This window comes from Streptomyces sp. NBC_00212, from assembly GCF_045206365.1.
Classification (GTDB): Bacteria; Actinomycetota; Actinomycetes; order Streptomycetales; family Streptomycetaceae; genus Streptomyces.
The window spans coordinates 2013969-2033740 of record NZ_CP108115.1 but is presented as its reverse complement, the minus strand read 5'-3'; the positions used below and the strand labels follow the sequence as shown (position 1 = coordinate 2033740).

Here is a 19772-nt window from a genome sequence, read left to right as displayed (position 1 = left end):
GCCGCCCTTCCCGATGCTCCGGACTGAGTGCCACCAGCCCCACCCCCTTGGGACTGATCCCCCATGCCCCGAAAGCCACGCCCCCCTTGCTCTGTCCCCGGGTGCCCCGAGGACCGGATGCGGCACAGGGCGAGCGCTCGCCCACCTCGCACAGCAGGGAGTGAAGGCAACGGGGGCGGACCTCTCACCTGCTCGGACCAAAGCCAAGACCCTCCGGGAGCGGGTGGGTTCGGCTGCGGGCCGTGGATGGCTGGTCGCGCAGTTCCCCGCGCCCCTGGCAGGGTGCGGTACGGGCATACCCAGCCCGTCATGGGGGTTCCCCTGGCCCTTGAGGCCTTGGGGGGATTGAGGACGAGCGCCCTTCAGGGGTGAACGGGGTCTGGGGCGGAGCCCCAGCGCACCTCGCCGGGTCGGGGTCCGAAACCCGCCAGCCACCCCGCAGGGGACCCCGCACACTGGAAAGCGTGATGGACGAGGACACGCGGTACGAAGCCGTCAGCAGCAGGGACGCCCGGTTCGACGGGGAGTTCTTCTTCGCCGTGGCGACCACCGGCATCTACTGCCGACCGAGCTGCCCCGCAGTCACGCCCCGGCGGAAGAACGTGCGGTTCTTCCCCAGCGCCGCCGCCGCCCAGGGCCACGGCTTCCGGGCCTGTCGCCGCTGCCGCCCGGACGCCGTGCCCGGCTCCGCCGAGTGGAACGCGCGGGCCGACGTCGTCGGCCGGGCCATGCGCATGATCGGGGACGGCGTGGTGGACCGCGACGGCGTGCCCGGGCTCGCGACCCGGCTCGGCTACAGCACCCGGCAGGTGCAGCGCCAGCTCACCGCCGAGGTGGGCGCGGGCCCGGTCGCCCTGGCCAGGGCCCAGCGCGCCCACTCGGCCCGGGTGCTGCTCCAGACCACGTCGCTGCCGGTCACCGAGATCGCCTTCGCCTCCGGGTTCGCGAGCGTGCGCCAGTTCAACGACACGATCCGGCAGATCTACGCCCGCACCCCCAGCGGCCTGCGCGAGGAGGCCGGCACCCGGGCCACCAAGCCCGGCGTCACGGCGGCGGCCGGGATCCCGCTGCGGCTCGCCCACCGGGGCCCGTACGCGACCAGGGAGACCTTCGATCTGCTGGCGGGCGAAGCCGTCGCGTGCGTCGAGGAGATCGTCGGCGAGCCCGGCGCCCGCACCTACCGCCGCACCCTGCGGCTGCCGCACGGCACCGCAGTCGTGGCCGTCGACGAGGCCGCCCCCGCGCACACCGCGGCCCGCCAGGGCTGGCTCGACGCCCGGATCCACCTCACCGACCTGCGCGATCTCACCACCGCCGTGCAGCGCCTGCGCCGCCTGTTCGACCTGGACGCCGACCCGTACGCCGTCGACGAGCGGCTCGGCGCCGATCCCCGGCTCGCCCCGCTCGTCGCGCGCACCCCGGGTCTGCGCTCGCCGGGCGCCGCCGACCCCGACGAATGTGCGGTGCGGGCGCTGGTGGGGAGGGAAGGCTCCGCCGTGCTCGTTGAGACGTATGGCAAGCGGCTGGATGTGCCCTGCGGCAGGCTCACCCACCTGTTCCCCGAGCCCGCGGTGCTCGCCGGCCACCCCGACCCGCAGCTCGCCGCCCTGGCGGCCGCGCTCGCCGACGTCACCCTGCGCCTGGACGCCGGCGCCGACCGCGACGAGGCGGCCCGCATCCTGCGCACCCTGCCCGGCATGGCCGAGGCGACCGTCGCGGTGATCCGGACGCGGGCGCTCGGCGACCCCGACGTCGGGCCGGCAGAGGGGGAGGACGCCTGGCGGCCCTGGCGTTCCTATGCCCGCCGCCACCTCCAGGTCGAGGCGGGCAGGGGGAAGTAGCCCGACGGGCGGCGCCCGGCCACTTCTGAGAACGTCGAAGGCATGATCCGTCTCGCGCGCCTGCCCCTGGACCGCTGGTCGGCGCTGATGCCGCTGCTCGCCGTCGTGCTGCTCGCGCTGACCTGGGGGCGCTCGCTGCCCGCCGGGCTCGTGGCCCTGGTCGCGTGCTTCCTGGCGGGCGCGGTGCTCGCCGCGGTGCACCACGCGGAGGTGGTCGCGCACCGGGTGGGCGAACCGTTCGGGTCGCTCGTGCTCGCGGTCGCGGTGACCGTCATCGAGGTGGCGCTGATCGTCACCCTGATGACGGACGGCGGCGACAAGAGCGCCTCGCTCGCCCGCGACACCGTCTTCGCCGCCGTGATGATCACCTGCAACGGCATCGTCGGTCTCTGCCTGCTGGTCGGCGCCCTGCGCCGCAGATACGCCGTCTTCAACGCCGAGGGCACGGTCACCGCCTTCGCGACGGTCACCACGCTCGCGGGCCTCAGCCTCGCCCTGCCGACCTTCACCACCAGCAAGCCGGGCCCCGAGTTCTCGCCCGCCCAGCTGATCTTCGCCGCGATCGCCTCGGTCTTCCTGTACGGGCTCTTCGTCGCCACCCAGACCGTGCGCCACCGCGACTACTTCCTGCCGGTGACCCAGCAGGGCGAGGTGATGCGCGACGACGCCCACGCCAACCCGCCCTCCGCGCGCACCGCCTGGACCAGCGTCGCCCTGCTCGGCGTCGCGCTGGTCGCCGTGGTGGGCCTGGCCAAGGGGGTCTCGCCCACCATCGAGAGGGGGGTCGCGGCGGCCGGGCTTCCCGCCTCGGTCGTCGGCGTCGTGATCGCGCTGCTCGTGCTGCTTCCCGAGACCATCGCCGCCGTGCGCGCGGCCCGCAGGGACCGCGTGCAGACCAGCCTCAACCTGGCCCTCGGCTCGGCCATGGCCAGCATCGGCCTCACCATTCCGGCCGTCGCGCTCGCGACGATCTGGCTGTCCGGGCCTCTGGTCCTCGGCCTCGGCGCCAGCCACATGGTGCTGCTCGCGCTGACGGTCGCCGTCGGCATCCTCACCGTCGTGCCGGGCCGCGCCACCCTGATGCAGGGCGGCGTGCACCTCTCGCTGTTCGCCGCGTACATCGTGCTCGCGATCAGCCCTTAGACACAGGCCCTTAGCCCCGGCCCGCAACCGACGGCTCGTTCTGCATACGTTCCCGGCCGACTAAGCGATGCTTTCAAGTCACCGGTGTTACGGCCATGTTGACGGGCCGCCTGCCGAGGCACACGATCGAGAGGTAGGTAGTTGCTCAATACATCTGATTCGGCCGGCGGTACGTCCCCCCTCCGGCCGGAGAGGCCAAGCAGGAGGCACCATGTGTGGCATCACCGGCTGGATCTCCTTCGACCGTGAACTGCGCGCCGAGCGGGACACCCTGAACGCGATGACCGAGACCATGGACTGCCGCGGTCCCGACGACCGCGGCGTATGGGCCAACGGGCCGGCCGCTCTCGGCCACCGCAGGCTCGCGATCATCGACCTTCCGGGCGGGCGCCAGCCCATGACCGTCGAAGCGGGCGGCCAGACCGTCGCCCTCGTCTACTCGGGCGAGACCTACAACTTCACCGAGCTGAGGGCCGAACTCGCCGCCCGCGGGCACCGGTTCACCACCGACTCCGACACCGAGGTCGTCCTGCACGGCTACCTCGAATGGGGCGAGGCCGTCGCCGAACGCCTCAACGGCATGTACGCGTTCGCGATCTGGGACGAGCGCGTCCAGCGCCTCGTCATGATCCGCGACCGGATGGGCATCAAGCCCTTCTACTACTACGAGACCGCCGACGGCGTGCTCTTCGGCTCCGAGCCCAAGGCGATCCTCGCCAACCCCCTTGCCCGCCGCTCGGTCTCGCTCGACGGCCTGCGCGAGCTGTTCACCTTCGTCAAGACGCCCGGCCACGCCGTGTGGGACGGCATGAAGGAGGTCGAGCCCGGCACCGTCGTCACCGTCGACCGCGGCGGCCTGCGCACCCACACCTACTGGTCCCTTCAGACCCGTGCGCACGAGGACGACCGCGAGACCAGCATCGCCCACGTCCGTGAGCTGCTCGACGACATCGTCCGGCGCCAGCTCGTCGCCGACGTACCGCGCTGCATGCTGCTCTCCGGCGGCCTCGACTCCTCCGCCCTGACCGCGCTCGCCGCCCGCCAGCTCGGCGACGTGGGCGAGCAGGTGCGCAGCTTCGCCGTGGACTTCGTCGGCCAGACCGAGAACTTCGTCGCCGACGAACTCCGCGCCACCCCCGACACCCCCTACGTCCACGACGTGGCCCGCAGCTCCGGCACGATCCACCAGGACATCGTCCTGGACGCCCAGTCGCTCGCCGACCCCGAGGTGCGCGCCAAGGTCATCCGGGCCCGTGACATCCCCATGGGCTTCGGCGACATGGACACCTCGCTCTACCTGCTGTTCAAGGCGATCCGCGAACACTCCACGGTTGCCCTGTCCGGCGAGTCCGCGGACGAGGTGTTCGGCGGCTACAAGCAGTTCTTCGACGAGGACGCCCGCAACGCCGACATGTTCCCCTGGCTCGTCAAGTTCGCCGAGCAGTTCGGCGACGACTCCGGCCTGCTGCGCCCCGACCTCTCGGCCGCGCTGAACCTCCCCGCCTACATCAAGGACTCCTACGACACCGCCGTCGCCGGCATCCAACGCCTGGACGGCGAGAGCGACTTCGAGTACCGGATGCGCAAGATCTGCAACCTCCACCTGACCCGCTTCGTGCGCGTCCTGCTCGACCGCAAGGACCGCGCGAGCATGGCCGTCGGGCTCGAAGTGCGGGTGCCGTTCTGCGACCACCGGCTCGTCGAGTACGTATACAACGCGCCCTGGTCGCTGAAGTCCTTCGACGGCCGCGAGAAGAGCCTGCTGCGCGAGGCGGCCAAGGACGTCGTCCCGAAGTCCGTGTACGACCGGGTCAAGAGCCCGTACCCGTCCACGCAGGACCCGAAGTACGCGATCGCCCTCCAGGGCCACGCCAAGGACCTGCTCGCCCAGCCGTCCCACCCGGTCTTCGACCTCATCGACCGGGAGGGCCTGCGCCGGGCCGCCGACGTGAGCGCCCCGCAGATCCACCAGGCATCGCGCCGCGGCCTGGAGCGCACCCTGGACCTCGCGATCTGGCTCGACCTGTACAAGCCGGAGCTGAAGCTGGCATAGGGGCCGCCTAGCTGGGGCCCGGCTCGTCCAGGCCCCAGCTGTGGATCTTGTGCGGGTGGATGCGGATGAGCTCCTCGCTGAAGTGCGGGCCCAACTCGTGGGCCCCGGTGAGGAGTTCGGCCACTCCGCGGATCTCGACCCCGCGCACCTTCCACGGCCGTACGCTCACCACGTCGTCGACCACCAGGGCCGCCTTCGGGTTGCCCTGGAGGTTGCGCCACTTCTTCGTGGTGCCGAGGGCGTACCCGCCGATGAGGATCGTCCCGTCGTCCTGCGGGAAGAACCCGACGGGGTTGGCCTGCGGCTGGCCCTTCCCGTCCACGGTGGCGAGCCGGCCAAGGCGCTGGCTCTTGAGATACGTGCGCTCGGCCTCGCTGAATTCGGTCATGCCGCCAGCCTCACACGCGTGGCGGGGCCCCGTCATCGGGTCGTGGACCTAGGACTTGAGGTGCGGCGCCTCTCCTTCAGCCCCAGATCACCGCGCCCAGCCACGCCCCGGCCACCAGCAGGCAGGCGAAGAGCTCGGCCAGCACCGAGTAGCCGCCCGCGCGAAGGGCCGTACGGGTCGAGGCCAAGGCGTCGCCGCGGCTGCCGAGCCGCACCCGTTCCGCGCCGTAGAGACCGCCGATGAACCCGGCGATCCCGCCCACCACGGGTAGCACGAAGAACCCCGCGACGGAGGCCGCGCCCGCGATCAGCACCGATCTCTTGACCACTCCCGCCGCTTTGAAGCGGCGCGGCGGCAGGAACGGCCTGAGGGCCTGGTTCAGGAGCAGTACGCCGGTGGCCCCCACCAGGACACCCCAGGCGAGCCCGGTGATGTCGTCCAGCGCCCACCACGCGACGGCCGCCCACACGATCGCCTGCCCGGGGACGCCCTGGACAAGGACGCCGCACAGGCCCATCAGGATCACCGCCCCGACCGCGAGGAGCTGCCACACGCCCATCTGCCAAGGGTGCAGGAAACGGACCGTTTCCGCAGTCCCAGGCGTTTTCCCGGCCCACCGCGCGACCGCTCAGCGGGCCACCCAGCCCCGCTCGTAGGCGTGCCAGCCCAGCTGGAGGCGGGTCGTCACACCGGTGAGCTCCATGAGGCCCTTGACCCGGCGCTGCACGGTCCGCAGCCCCAGTTCCAGCTGCTTGGCGGCGCTGGCGTCGGTCATTCCGGCGAGCAGCAGCGAAAGGATCTCCAGGTCGGTCGCGTCCGGGCCCCGCGCCTCCTCGACGATGCCGCGGCCCCCGCCGCCGAGCCGCAGCGGCAGCGCGTCCTTCCACACCGCCTCGAAGAGGCCCATGAGGGATTCCAGCAGCCCGCTCGCGTGCACCACCAGCGCGGCCGGCTCGGCGCCCCGCCCGGTCAGCGGCACCATCGCGAGGCTGCGGTCCGCGACGACGAGCTTGGTCGGCACCCGGTCCACCGTCCGCACCTGCTCGTCGCGGCCCAGCGCCGCGGACAGCTCGACGATCCCGGCGGGCAGCGAGAGCACCTCGCGCTCGATCACCACCCGGTAGGCGACCCCGCGGATCGAGGCCCGCTCCTCGGACTCGTTGTCCATCCCGGTGACCGCGACCGGCTTGCCCGTCACCAGCGCGCACACCTCCTCGGCCGCGCCCAGCTGCAGCTGGTGGAAGCGGTGGGCGACCGCGCTCGCGCCGGTCACCACCTCGACGAGGTCGTGCACGGCCGGCTCGGCGGCCTCCACCCGGTACTCCGCGGCGAGCAGCGCCGCCGCCAGCTCGGCCTGGTCCAGCTCGTGGCGCTGCTGGGTGAGCAGCGCGCCGAGCGCGACGCCGGGCGGGGCCGCGACCCAGCGCCCGGTGCGCGCCGAGGACTGGGCGGCCAGGCCCTGCCGCTCCAGGCGGCGCAGCGCGCGCTCGGTCTCGTTCTCGGGCAGCGCGAGCCGGTGCGCGAGGTCACTCACCTCGGCCGCGCCCACCGCGACCAGGGCGCGGTACGCCGACTCCTGCGTCTCGTCGAGACCTATCGCTCCCAGCACCACGGACCGCCTCCCTCACCTGCGCGGTGGCGGGAAACCGCCCCGGCGCAAACCCGCCTCACAACATCATCCCCGTATCTCCCGTCGCTCTGCCAATGTCGAGCCACCGCAGCACCAACAGCCTCCGGGTACGGGGCATTTGCGCTCTTCGGGCGCGGTGTCTTTTGTTCCGGATTCATCTGGGGAGAGCGATGCGCCCGATATCGCGTACGGCTCTGGGGGTGGCGACCGCCGCCGCCCTCGCCGTCACCGCGGTGGCGCCGTCCGTGGCAGCGCCACGGCACGACGACACAGCAGCCACCGGAAAGAGACCGCTCGTCGGCAGCGCCGCGAGCAGCACGGGAACACCGGCCACCGTCACCCTGGTCACCGGCGACAAGGTCGTGGTGAGCCGGGACACCTCCGGCACGCCCACCGGCGTCACCGCGCTGCCGCGCGAGGACGGCTCCGTACCGCTCGTCCAGACCCGGCGCTCGGGCAAGGAGCTCTACGTCTACCCCGACGACGCGGCTCAGGCGCTCGCCGCCGGGAAGGTCGACGGCGAGCTGTTCAACGTCTCCGGGCTCATCCGCCAGGGCTACGACGACGCGCACACCAAGACGATTCCGCTCATCGCGGTGTACGACACCGCCGTGGCGAGGTCGGCTCCGCCCGTGCCGCGCGGCGCGAAGGCCGGCCTGAGCCTGCCCGCCGTCAACGGCATGGCGCTCAGCGCCGACAAGGCCAGGGCGAGCCAGTTGTGGGCCGATGTCGCCAACTCCCGTACGAGGTCGGCCACTTCGGGAATCAAGAAGCTGTGGCTCGACCGGAAGGTGACGGCCTCCCTGGACCGGTCGGCCAAGCAGATCCGCGCCGACCTCGCCTGGGCTGCCGGATACGACGGCAAGGGCACCAAGGTCGCCGTCCTCGACACCGGCGTGGACGCCGAACACCCCGACCTCAAGGGCCGCATCGCCGCCGCCAAGAACTTCACGGACTCGCCGGACACCGAGGACCGCCAGGGCCACGGCACCCACACCACCTCCACGGTCGGCGGCTCGGGCGCGGCCAGCGATGGCAAGAAGAAGGGCATCGCGCCCGGCACCGACCTCCTTGTCGGCAAGGTGCTCAACGACTCGGGCTCCGGCGACAGTTCGTGGATCATCGCCGGAATGCAGTGGGCCGTCGACAACAAGGCCGACGTCGTGTCGATGTCGCTCGGCAGCCCCGTCCCCACCGACTGCACCGACCCGATGAGCACCGCCGCGCAGCAGCTCGCCACCGAAGCCACGCACACCCTGTTCGTCGTCGCGGCCGGCAACTCCGGGCCGAGCCTGAACACCGTGTCCTCGCCCGGTTGCGCGCCCGGCGTCCTGACCGTCGGCGCCGTCGACCGCGACGACACCACCGCGAGCTTCTCCAGCCGCGGCCCGGCCCCCTTCACGCACACCCTGAAGCCGGAGATCACCGCCCCCGGCGTCGGCATATCGGCCGCCAACGCGGGCGGCCGCGGCATCTACGCGTACCAGACCATGTCCGGCACCTCGATGGCCACCCCGCACGTCGCGGGCGCCGCCGCCATCGTCAAGCAGCGCCACCCCGACTGGACGGCGCAGCAGATCAAGGCCGCGCTCGTCTCGTCCGCCAACAGCGGCATCCCTGGAGACGTGCGCGAGACCGGCGGCGGGCGGCTCGACGTCAAGGCCGCCATCGACGAGACGGTCCTCGGCGCCTCCGCCGTGCAGGCCGGCACCTTCAACTGGCCGCAGGACAAGAGTGACCGCACCACCGTCGACGTGCCCTACACCAACGTCTCCGACAAGCCCGTGAAGCTCGGCCTCTTGGTCGCGGGCGTCACCGGAAACGACGGCTCGGCCGTCAACTCCCCTGTAGCGCAGCTGAGTTCGCGCTCGGTCACCGTCCCGGCCGGCGCCACCGTCAAGGTGCCGCTCGCCGTCGACCCGACCGCCCGCCTCAAGGCCGCCCAGTACGGAGACATCACCGGCCGCGTGCTCGCCATGGCGGGCGGCGTGAAGGTGTCCACCCCGTTCTCGCTGTACGTCGAGCCCGAGACGGTCACCCTGCGCGTCAAGCTCGTCGACCGCCAGGGCAAGCCCGCCGCGGGCGCCTCGTCCCTCGACGTCATCGGCACCGACACCGCGACCGGCGAGCGCCGCTTCAACGAGGGCGCCGCCGACCAGGTCTACCGGCTGCGCCCCGGCGCGTACTTCGTGTCCTCGTTCGTCGCCTCGGCCGACCCCGGCGACGCGACCGGCGCGAACGTCGGCTCGGTCAGCTACCTCGGCCGCCCGCAGCTCGACCTGAAGAAGGACACCACCCTCGTCCTCGACGCCCGCAACGCGCACCGGCTCTCGGTGAAGACCGATCGGCCGAGCGAAGTCCGCACCACCACCCTCGACTTCGCCCGCTCCTGGGGCGGCCAGTGGCTGCACTCGGGCTCGATCACCGGCTCCCGGCTGATCAAGGACTACTTCGCGGACGTCCAGGGCGACGCCCGTACCGGCGACTTCGAGTTCGGCAGCTTCTGGCGGGCGTACGCCCCGCAGTTCGACCAGCTCGCGGCGGTCGGCGGGCCCGAGCTGCACCCGCTCACCGCGAGCATCGGCTCCGACAACCTCGACGGCACCGGTGAGGCCGCGCTCGTCGACGCGGGCAACGGCACCCCGGACGAGCTCAAGGCGGCCGGGGTCGCCGGGAAGATCGCCTTCGTCGCGGTGCCGGACGGCGATGCCTCGGCCCTGACCCTGGGCAAGGACGCCAAGGCCGCGGGCGCGAAGGCGCTCGTCGTGCACCGCCCCTCGGCCGGCCGCTGGCTGCCCACGTACGGGTTCGCGGGCGGCCCGCTGCCGACCCTCGCCGTCGAGGCGGCCGAGGCCAAGGCGCTCGCCGACCGGCTCTCCAACGGCCCGGTGACGCTGCGCTGGAAGGCCACCGCGAAGAGCGGCTACGTCTACAACCTGGGCTTCCAGGAGGACGGCGGCTTCGGCTCCGACCGCACCTACCGGGTGCGCGACGGACAGCTCGGCCGCAATGTGTCCACGTACCACTCGATGGGCGTGCCGGCCGACTTCATCGACGGCGTCGCCGCCCACCGGCCCAGCGGCGCGGGGCCGGTCAGCGTCTCCGGCATCGACCTGGTGGCCGTCCCCTCGACCCGCACCGAGTACTACACGGCGGGCACCACCACCTGGGACCACTTCGTCTCGTCCAGCTTCCCCTTCGGCGAGTTCATGCTGTCCCCGGCCAAGGCCTACCAGGCGGGCAAGCAGACCAAGGAGAGCTGGTACGGCGGCGTGGTCGGCCCCGACGCCGGACGCGACGCCACCGGCAAGCCGCTGCTCGCCGCCGAGCGCCAGGGCAACCTGATCGGCTTCGCGCCCGGCATGTGGGCCGACTCCGAACACAGCGCCCAGCCCGGCTCGTTCGGCGACATCGGCTCCCTGCTCCTTCGCCGCAACGGCCAGGACTACGACAGCAGCGGCTGGCCGTCGGGGGTGTTCACCGTCCCCGCGGACGACGCGGCGTACGAGCTCGTCAGCGACAACCAGAAGATCGGCCCCTCCGGCTCGGTGTGGAAGCGCTCTCAGGAGGTCGTCACGAGCTGGAAGTTCCGCTCGCACCGGGAGGAGAGCGTCTACTCGCAGGGCATCCCGCTGCTCTTCCCGCACTACGGCGTCCCCGAGGACGGCCTCAAGACGGTCCCGGCGGCCGACGGCCAGAAGATCGGCCTCACCGTCACCGGGCACGCGGGCTACACCCCGGCCGCCCTGGTCTCGGCCAAGCTGTCGTACTCCTACGACGGCGGAACCACCTGGACCGAGGCCAAGTCCGCACAGCAGGGTGGCAGTTGGACGGCGACCGTGAACCACGCGGGCGCCGCCGCCAAGAACGTGACCCTGAAGGCCGAACTGACCGACGCCAACGGCAATTCGGTCACCCAGACCGTGGTGAACGCATACGCGGTGCGTTAGCCACGCAGCCGGTCCGCCGGGTGTCCCTCCCGTGGGGGGTGGGGCCGCCCGGCGGACTTTCGGCATCGACCACCACGCTTGCCCGTTGCGGACATTTTCCCGATGCCCCGTTTTCGTATGCCTCGGACGGTGGACAATAAGGGCATGAGCCAGCAGGGGGAGAGGCCGACCCGGGACGACGACTGGTGGAACCGGCTGTACGACGAGTCGGCCCCGGACGCCGGTCCCGACGGTTCGGGCGACAGCCTCGACGACCGCTTCAACTCGGCGTCGGACACGGTCGGTTCGGGCTTGGCGGATTCGGGTGCGGTGGGTTCGGCCGCGGCGGATCCGAAGCCGCTGGGATCTTCGGGCGCGCAGAGTTCGCAGACGGCGGGTGTTACCCCGGCGGCTTCGGACGCGGCGGGCCCGGACTCGGCGGGTCCGGGCGTGCCCGGTCGCAACCCGGCCGGTTTACCCGGGGCGGAACGCGCCGCTTCGCCCGCTGCACAGGACGCACCTCCCGCCTCGCCACGCCCCCGGGCGCCCTGGGAGCCGCCCGGGACTCCGCCCGGGCCGCGCAAACCCGCCGCCTGGTGGGAGTCCGTCCCGGCGGCCCCGCCCCCGCCGACGGCCCCGGCCCCGCTGCCCGATCTGCCGCCCGGCTGGGCGGAGGGCGCCCCGCCGGATCCGGCCGAGGCGGCGCACCCCGCCGAGGAGCGGCGCCCCGCCCCCATCACCGCCCCGCCCGATCCGGCCCGTGCCACCGCCACCCGTGAGCCGCGCGCCCCGCAGGGCCTGCGCACCCCCACCGTGGAAACCCCCGCCCCGCCCGCGGTCGCCCCCGACGAGCAGTTCGGCCCGCCGAAGACCGCGCCGCCCGAGCAGTTCGCGCCGGTTCCCCGACCGCGTTCCGGCCATGTGGGTGACGGGCCGCCCACCTACGACGCCGAGCCCACCGCGCTGCCCGCCGCCCGGCCGGACGGGCTCGACGACCTCGTCGCCGACACCGTGCTCGACGGCGCCCGCTACGGCGCGTACGTCCTGCGGGCCGCCTCCTCGCGCGGGGACTCCGCGCGCTACCGGGGCGAGCCGCGCCGCGACGCCCTGCTCACCGCCCGCTTCGGCACCGGCGAGAACGCCCTGGTCCTGGTCGCCGTCGCGAGCGGCGCGCGGACCAGCGACCGGGCGCACCTCGCCGCCGCCGACGCCTGCCACTGGATCGGCGGCGCGATCGGCCGCAGCCACGTCCGCCTCGCCGAGGACATAAGGGCGGGTCGGCGCGGCGACCTCAAGTCGGGGCTGCACCGGCTCACCGACCGCAGCTACGGAATGCTGCGGGCCCGCGCCGCCGAGTTCGGCACCGAGCCCGAGGAGTACACCGCGAGCCTGCGCTGTCTGCTCCTCTCGGCCGACCCCGCCTGCCGCACCCGGGTGTTCTTCGGCATCGGCCACGGCGGCCTGTTCCGGCTGCGCGGCGGCGTCTGGCAGGACATCGAGCCCGCCGTGCCCGAGGCCGGTGCGGTGTACGGCGAGCCGGTGGTCGGCTTCGGCTCGGCCCCCGCCGAGACCCCGCAGGGCGACCGCCTCACCATGGACCTGAACACCGTCGAGCCCGCCCGCCCCTACATCGACCCGCCCGCGCCGCCGGGCGAGCCGTTCCGCTTCCGGGCCTCCGTGGCCCGTCCGGGCGACACGCTCCTGCTGTGCAGCGGGGGCCTGGCCGAACCCCTGCGCGGCGAGGCCGCCCTCGCCAAGGAACTCGCCGAACGCTGGACCCGCCCCGAGCCGCCGGGGCTCGCCGCTTTCCTCGCCGACGTGACGCTGAGGGTGAAGGGGTACACCGACGACCGTACGGCTGTCGCGGTCTGGGAGGCGTAACGGCAGGGGACATGGGTTGATGGACCCATGGCCAAGCAGAATGTTGCAGAGCAGTTCGTCGACATCCTCACCCGCGCGGGCGTCAAGCGGCTGTACGGAGTCGTCGGCGACAGTCTGAACCCCGTCGTCGACGCCATCCGCCGCAACTCCGCCATCGACTGGATCCAGGTCAGGCACGAGGAGGTCGCAGCCTTCGCGGCCGGTGCCGAGGCCCAGCTCACCGGGAAGCTGGCCGCGTGCGCCGGGTCGTGCGGGCCCGGCAACCTGCACCTCATCAACGGCCTGTACGACGCGCACCGCTCGATGGCCCCCGTCCTCGCCCTCGCCTCGCACATCCCGTCCTCCGAGATCGGCCTCGGGTACTTCCAGGAGACCCACCCCGACCAGCTGTTCCGCGAGTGCTCCCACTACAGCGAGCTGATCTCCAACCCGCAGCAGATGCCCCGGGTGCTCCAGACGGCGATCCAGCACGCGATCGGCCGGGGCGGCGTCAGCGTCCTGGCGCTGCCCGGCGACATCGCCTCCGAGCAGGCCCCCGACAAAGCTATCGACCACGCCCTCGTCACCTCGCTGCCCTCGGTGCGGCCCGGCGACAGCGAGATCGACAAGCTCGCGGCCCTCATCGACGAGGCGAAGCGCGTCACCCTGTTCTGCGGCAGCGGCACCGCCGGGGCGCACGCGGAGGTCATGGAGTTCGCCGAGCGCATCAAGTCGCCCATCGGGCACGCGCTGCGCGGCAAGGAATGGATCCAGTACGACAACAAGTACGACGTCGGAATGAGCGGTCTGCTCGGCTACGGCGCCGCCTATGAGGCGACCCACGAGTGCGATCTGCTGATCCTGCTCGGCACCGACTTCCCCTACAACGCCTTCCTGCCCGACGACGTCAAAATCGTCCAGGTCGACGTACGCCCCGAACACCTGGGACGCCGCTCGAAGTTGGACCTCGCCGTGTGGGGCGATGTGAAGGAGACGCTGCGCTGTCTCACGCCGCGCGTGCAGGTCAAGACGGACCGCCGGTTCCTCGACAAGATGCTGAAGAAGCACGCGGACGCCCTGGAAGGCGTCGTCAAGGCGTACACGCGCAAGGTGGAGAAGCACATCCCGATCCACCCCGAGTACGTCGCCTCCGTGCTCGACGAACTCGCCGCCGACGACGCCGTGTTCACCGTCGACACCGGCATGTGCAACGTCTGGGCGGCCCGCTACATCTCGCCGAACGGCAGGCGCCGGATCATTGGTTCGTTCAGCCACGGCTCGATGGCCAACGCACTGCCGCAGGCCATCGGCGCCCAGTTCATCGACCGCGGGCGCCAGGTGATCTCGATGTCCGGCGACGGCGGGTTCTCGATGCTGATGGGGGACTTCCTCACCCTGGTCCAGTACGAACTGCCGGTAAAAATCGTGCTGTTCAACAACTCCTCGCTCGGCATGGTCGAGCTGGAGATGCTGGTCGCCGGTCTGCCCTCGTACGGGACGACCAACCGCAACCCCGACTTCGCGGCGATCGCGCGGGCGGCCGGGGCGTACGGGGTGCGCGTGGAGAAGCCCAAGCAGCTCGCGGGCGCGCTCAAGGACGCCTTCAAGCACAAGGGCCCGGCGCTGGTCGACATCGTCACCGACCCCAACGCGCTGTCCATCCCGCCGAAGATCAGCGCGGAAATGGTGTCGGGCTTCGCGCTCTCCGCCAGCAAGATCGTCCTGGACGGGGGAGTGGGCCGCATGCTCCAGATGGCCCGCTCCAACCTCCGCAACGTGCCGAGGCCCTGAGGAGCCCGCGGCCGGGCCCCGGCCGGCTCCTTGCGCGCGTCTTCGCCTTCACCCGGTTGGTCAACAGCGACTACTCTCAACCGGGTTACGCCGATGACCAGGCGAGAAGGGCCGGGGGAGTCACACCATCATGAGCGGTACGAACGGGGACGGACGCGATGACAAGGAAGATTACATAGAGGGGGGCATCAAACCGCTCGCGGTGAGCGATCCCGCGCGCATCGGGCCGTATCTGCTCCTTGGACGGCTCGGCGCGGGCGGCATGGGGCGGGTGTTCCTCGCGCGTTCGGACAGCGGGCGCACCGTCGCCGTGAAGGTCGTCCACGAGGAGCACGTGTCCGACGAGCAGTTCCGGGCCCGGTTCCGGCGGGAGATCGAGGCGGCGCGCAAGGTCGGGGAGCGCTACACGGCGCCGGTGCTCGACGCGGGTCCGGGCGACGAGCCGCCGTGGGTTGCGACGGGGTACGTGCCCGGGCTCTCGCTCGAACAGATCGTGCGGCGCCACGGGCCGCTGCCGACCGAGTCCCTGCACGCGCTTGCCGAGGAACTCCTCAAGGCGCTCCGGGACATTCACGGCGCGGGCATCGTGCACCGCGACCTCAAGCCGTCCAACGTGATGCTCACCGTGGACGGTACGAAGGTCATCGACTTCGGGATCGCGCGGGCCCTTGAGACGTCCGTGGAGTCCCTGCTCACCAGTACGGGGATGGCGGTCGGCTCTCCCGGTTTCATGTCGCCGGAGCAGGTGCGGGGCCAGAGCGCCGGGGTCAAGAGCGATGTGTTCACCCTCGGGTGCGTGCTGACCTACGCGGCGACCGGGCAGCTGCCGTTCGGGCACGGGGCCAGCAACCAGCACGCCGTGATGTTCCAGATCGTGGAGGGCGAGCCCGATCTGACGGGCGTCGAGGACGACTCGCTGCGGGCCCTGATCACCCGCTGTCTGACGAAGGACATCGACCAACGGCCGGGCGTGGACGAGCTGTTGGCCGACCCGGAGCGGACCCGTCCGCGCTCCGCGCGCGGCGCCTGGCTGCCCGCCCGCGTCGTCGCCCGCCTCGCCCAGCAGTCCGCGCGGCTGCTCGACGCCGAGGCGGAGCCGCTGCGGGAAGAGCCCGTGGACCGGGCGACCATCGGGCTGCGGGCACCGGCCGGATCCCCCGAGCCCGTCGTGGCGAGTGTCAGCGCCACGAAGCGGGATCCCGAAGAGCGGCCCCGCCGACGCCGCAGGCTCATCGTGCTGCCGGTCGTCGCCGTGCTCACCGTCGGCGGCGGCACGATCGCCGTGCTCCAGCCCTTCGCGAGCGACGGTGGCGGCGGAGCACAGGCCAGGACCCCGGGCGCCAGTGCGAGCGCGAGCAGCGGTGCCCATGCGGGCTCCAGCGCCGCACCCTCCGGAAGCAACTCGCCCGGCGCGCCGAGCGCTCCCGCCTCCCCCGGGGCGAGCGCCCAGGGCAGCGAGCCCCCGAAGGGCCCGGACGCCAAGCCCGGCGACGGGCAGAACTCCCCGGCCAACGGCGGGAGTCCGGCGCCGCCGGGCGGCGCGGGCGGCAGCCAGCCCGGTGGCGGGGGCGGCTCCACCAGGGGCGCCGGGGGTGGCGCCGACGGCGGGACCGGCTCGTCGTCGGGGTCGGGGTCGTCCGGGTCTTCGGGCTCGTCCGGCTCCGGCGGCACGTCCCAGGGGTCCCCGCCGCCCGACATGAAGGCCTACAAACTTGAGTACACCAACTCCTGCGTCGGCGCGTGTTCCATGCCGATCGCGGTGAGCTGGCCGGCGGTCTCCGGCGCGACCCGGTACGACATCCACTACACCAACAAGGGCAGCAACTTCACGAAGAAGAGCGTCGACACCGTCTACTCCACCGGCTCCCTCAACTACACGATCACGGGTCCGTTCTCCGGCGACGAGATCTGTGTCACGATGCGTGCCGCCAACAAGTACGGAGCCTCGGCCTGGGCGGAGACCTGGTGCGGCACGGTGCCGTACTAAGCCCGTGGTGAGCCTTCCTGCTGCTCCCGGTCTCCGCGCAGCCGCAGCGTGACGATCTGGAACGGCCGCAGCTCCAGGGCGATCCCCTCCGCCGAGAGCGGGGCCTCGCCCAGCGGCCGTTCCAGCAGATCGGTGAACTCGGCCCGTCCGCAGGGGAATCCGGGCCGCAGCACCGTCCGTACCCGGCTGCCCGCCGACTCGTAGAGCCGCACCACCACATCCCCGCCCCGGTCCTCCGCGAGCTTCACCGCCTCGACGGTCACGGCCCGGTTGTCCACGGTGACCAGTGGCGCGACCTCGGCGGCGGGCGCGACGCGCAGCGGAAGGTTCAGCGCGAGCCCCTCCGCGACGGCGTCCGTCACCTCGGCCCCCGGAAGCAGTGCGTAGCTGAAGCGGTGCACATCGACATCGGTCGCCGGGTCCGGGCTGTGCGGCGCCCGCAGCAACGTAAGGCGTACGGTCGTGCCGAGCCCGGCGTCGTGCGGAACCCGGGTCACATCGTGCCCGTACGTCGAGTCGTTGAGCACGGCCACCCCGTACGAGGGCTCGGCGACCCGCAGCCAGCGGTGCGCGCAGATCTCGAACCGGGCCGCGTCCCAGCCTGTGTTGACGTGCGTCGCGCGGTGCACATGCCCGAACTGGATCTCGGCGGTGGACCGTTCGGCGTGCACATCGAGCGGAAACGCCGCCTTGAGCACCTTCTCCGATTCGCGCCAGTCGACCTCGGTGACGACATCGACGCGCGGGCTGCCGCGGGAGAGCCGGATCTCCTGCGTGATCCGCGAACTCCCGAAGCTCCGCACCACCCGCACGGCCGCCCGCAGCGGCCCCTCCTCGACGAGCTCGACCGAGTCGGCGTCGGTGAGGTCGGTGTGCCGCCGCCGATAGTGCCGGTCGATGTCCCAGGCGTCCCACTGATTGGGGTGATCGGGATGCAGCTGGAGGAGGTTGCCGCGACTGCCCGGGGCGAGCACCTCCCGGTCGGCCACGAGATCGCGGACCGAGGTCAGCAGTCCCTCGTGGTTCACCGAGATCCTCACAACTGCGTTGTCCAGTACGAGAGTTGCTCCGTCCCGTGCGACGGTCACCGGCGGCGCCGAATCGGCTGCCCGGGGGAGTGCCGTCGCGGCGAGCGGCGGTACGCGGACGGCGAGCAGCGCCCGGCCGCCGGGCAGCGGCTGGCCGTCCGGCGCGTCCTCGGCCGCCGTCTCGACCACCGCGTTCCGCGCGTACGGCGACGCGTTGAGCACAGCGGGCTGCCGAGCCCTGCCCAGTGCCGAGACCGCGCCCGCGACGATTCCCTCCAGCTCCGCGCGTACCTCTTCGTACGTCTCGCGCGCCTCCCGGTGGACCCAGGCGATGGACGAGCCGGGCAGGATGTCGTGGAACTGGTGCAGTAGCACCGTCTTCCACAATCGGTCGAGATCGTCGTACGGGACGCTGTAGTCGGCGGAGCGCAGCGCGGCCGCCGTCACCCACAACTCCGCCTCGCGCAGCAGGTGTTCACTGCGCCGGTTGCCCTGCTTGGTCTTGGCCTGGGTCGTGTAGGTCGCCCGGTGCAGCTCCAGATACAGCTCGCCCGACCACACCGGAGCCCGCTCCCCGTACTCGGCGTGCGCGGCCGCGAAGAACGCCGAGGGCCGCTCGACGGTGACCCGGGGCGAGCCCTCCAGATCGCGCAGCCGGCGCGCCTTCTCCAGCATCTCCCTGGTGGGACCGCCCCCGCCGTCGCCCCAGCCGAACGGGACGAGGGAGCGCGTGGCGAGCCCCTTCTCGCTGAAGTTCCGTTCGGCGTGGGCGAGTTCGGCACCGTGGAACTGGGAGTTGTAGGTGTCCACCGGCGGGAAGTGCGTGAAGACCCGGGTGCCGTCGATTCCCTCCCACCAGAACGTGTGGTGCGGCATCCGGTTGGTCTGGTTCCACGACAGCTTCTGGGTGAGGAACCACTTCACCCCGGCCAGCTTCGCGAGCTGTGGAAAGGCCGCGGTGTATCCGAAGGAGTCGGGCAGCCAGATCTCCTCGGTCTCCACGCCGAGCTCTTCAAGGAAGAAGCGCTTTCCGTGCACGATCTGCCGCGCCAGCGCCTCACCGCCCGGCATGTTGGCGTCCGACTCCACCCACATCGAACCGACCGGAGCCCAATTCCCGTTCTCCACAGCCTTTTTGATGCGCCGCCAGATGTGGGGCTGGTGGTCGCGGACCCAGGCGTACTGCTGGGCCTGTGAGCAGGCGAAGACCAGCTCGGGGTAGTCGGCGGCCAGCGCCGTCACATTGGCGAAGGTACGCGCCGCCTTGCGGACCGTCTCGCGCAGCGGCCACAGCCACGCCGAGTCGATGTGCGCGTGGCCGGCCGCCGAGACGCGATGGGCACTGGGGCCGGCCGGACGGGACAGCGCGTCGGTCAGCTCGGCGCGCGCGGCCGCCGCCGTGCCCGCCACGTCGTGCAGGTCGAGCGCGTCCAGCATGCGCTCAAGGGCCCGCAGGATCTCGTGCCGGCGGGCCCGGTCGGCGGGCAGTTCCTGCATCAGCTCCGACAACACCTCCACATCCAGCACCAGGTGCCACACCTCGTCGTCGAGTACGGCGAGGTCAGCAGCCGCGAATCGGTAAATGGGCCCATGCCCGGCGGTCAGTACGTCTCCCAGCGGGGTCGGTTCGAAGTCGTGCAGCACCGCCGGATTCGCGGCCGCCTCCAGGAGCAGGGCAACCTGCTCCCCGCCCGCCGCAGGCGCTGCCACCGGGATATGCCGGTTGCGCGGATGGATGCCCTTGAGCGGGACGCCCGAGGTGTCGTACACCAGACCCTCCGCCTGGAAGCCCGGACCCGCTCCGGTGAAACCGGGGTCGATGACCGCCTCGACCCTTCGTCCAGCCCACGCCTCGGGCACCCGTCCTTCGATCCGGAACCAGCTCGTCGACCAGGGCCGGCCCCACTCGGTACCGGCCTCGAACGGCTCGTATGCCGCCGTCAACGCCTCTTCGACGGGCACCGGCTCGCCCGGCGCGTGCCAGACGGCCAGGGCCATCGGCACCCGGGCGGCGTACTGCGCGGGGCGCACGAACTGGCGCATGGCCCGCTCAAGGCGTCCCTCCACCAGTGCTCGGTCATCATGCATGGCTTCTCCTCCAGCGGCTCACTGAAGGGTTTCC

The 19772-nt window shown here is 72.1% G+C and carries 11 protein-coding genes; 7 read left to right on the top strand and 4 right to left on the bottom strand.

Annotated features, from left to right (window positions below; translation table 11 throughout):
• Window positions 1–467 precede the first annotated feature (467 nt).
• The 3 genes from OHA17_RS09385 (at window position 468) to asnB (ending at window position 5037) form a co-directional block, all read left to right on the top strand.
• Window positions 468–1841, top strand: coding sequence for a bifunctional transcriptional activator/DNA repair enzyme AdaA (locus OHA17_RS09385; RefSeq protein ID WP_406510673.1), 1374 nt, complete (start codon window positions 468–470; stop codon window positions 1839–1841).
• Window positions 1842–1883: 42 nt separating this feature from the next.
• Complete coding sequence (locus OHA17_RS09380) at window positions 1884–2984, top strand: calcium:proton antiporter (protein ID WP_398877348.1); 1101 nt, start codon at window positions 1884–1886, stop codon at window positions 2982–2984.
• A gap of 211 nt (window positions 2985–3195) precedes the next feature.
• Window positions 3196–5037 (top strand): asparagine synthase (glutamine-hydrolyzing), encoded by a 1842-nt coding sequence (gene asnB, locus OHA17_RS09375; protein ID WP_406505759.1) that lies wholly within the window; start codon window positions 3196–3198, stop codon window positions 5035–5037.
• Window positions 5038–5044: 7 nt separating this feature from the next.
• Here asnB and OHA17_RS09370 read toward each other — a convergent pair whose 3' ends face one another.
• The 3 genes from OHA17_RS09370 to OHA17_RS09360 form a co-directional block, all read right to left on the bottom strand.
• Complete coding sequence (locus OHA17_RS09370) at window positions 5045–5425, bottom strand: PPOX class F420-dependent oxidoreductase (RefSeq protein ID WP_398877346.1); 381 nt, start codon at window positions 5423–5425, stop codon at window positions 5045–5047.
• Window positions 5426–5501: 76 nt separating this feature from the next.
• Window positions 5502–5984, bottom strand: coding sequence for a DUF456 domain-containing protein (locus OHA17_RS09365; protein ID WP_406505757.1), 483 nt, complete (start codon window positions 5982–5984; stop codon window positions 5502–5504).
• Window positions 5985–6053: 69 nt separating this feature from the next.
• Window positions 6054–7034 (bottom strand): helix-turn-helix domain-containing protein, encoded by a 981-nt coding sequence (locus OHA17_RS09360; RefSeq protein ID WP_406510672.1) that lies wholly within the window; start codon window positions 7032–7034, stop codon window positions 6054–6056.
• A 191-nt stretch (window positions 7035–7225) separates the two neighbouring features.
• On the opposite strand from OHA17_RS09360, the gene OHA17_RS09355 reads away from it, so the two are divergent.
• The 4 genes from OHA17_RS09355 (at window position 7226) to OHA17_RS09340 (ending at window position 16622) form a co-directional block, all read left to right on the top strand.
• Window positions 7226–11005 (top strand): S8 family peptidase, encoded by a 3780-nt coding sequence (locus OHA17_RS09355; RefSeq protein WP_406505755.1) that lies wholly within the window; start codon window positions 7226–7228, stop codon window positions 11003–11005.
• A 144-nt stretch (window positions 11006–11149) separates the two neighbouring features.
• Window positions 11150–12865, top strand: coding sequence for a protein phosphatase 2C domain-containing protein (locus OHA17_RS09350; protein ID WP_406505754.1), 1716 nt, complete (start codon window positions 11150–11152; stop codon window positions 12863–12865).
• Between the two features lie 27 nt (window positions 12866–12892).
• Window positions 12893–14635: a pyruvate dehydrogenase gene (locus OHA17_RS09345; RefSeq protein ID WP_406505752.1), complete on the top strand. Its 1743-nt coding sequence runs from the start codon at window positions 12893–12895 to the stop codon at window positions 14633–14635.
• Between the two features lie 130 nt (window positions 14636–14765).
• The gene (locus OHA17_RS09340; protein WP_406505750.1) at window positions 14766–16622 is read left to right on the top strand and encodes a serine/threonine protein kinase; all 1857 of its coding nucleotides are present in this window, start codon (window positions 14766–14768) and stop codon (window positions 16620–16622) included.
• Here the strand turns inward: OHA17_RS09340 and OHA17_RS09335 are convergent.
• Entirely contained in the window at window positions 16619–19738 is a 3120-nt protein-coding gene (locus tag OHA17_RS09335) for an alpha-mannosidase (RefSeq protein ID WP_406505748.1), read from the bottom strand. The two genes, OHA17_RS09340 and OHA17_RS09335, sit on opposite strands and share 4 nt — an antisense overlap.
• Window positions 19739–19772 lie beyond the last annotated feature (34 nt).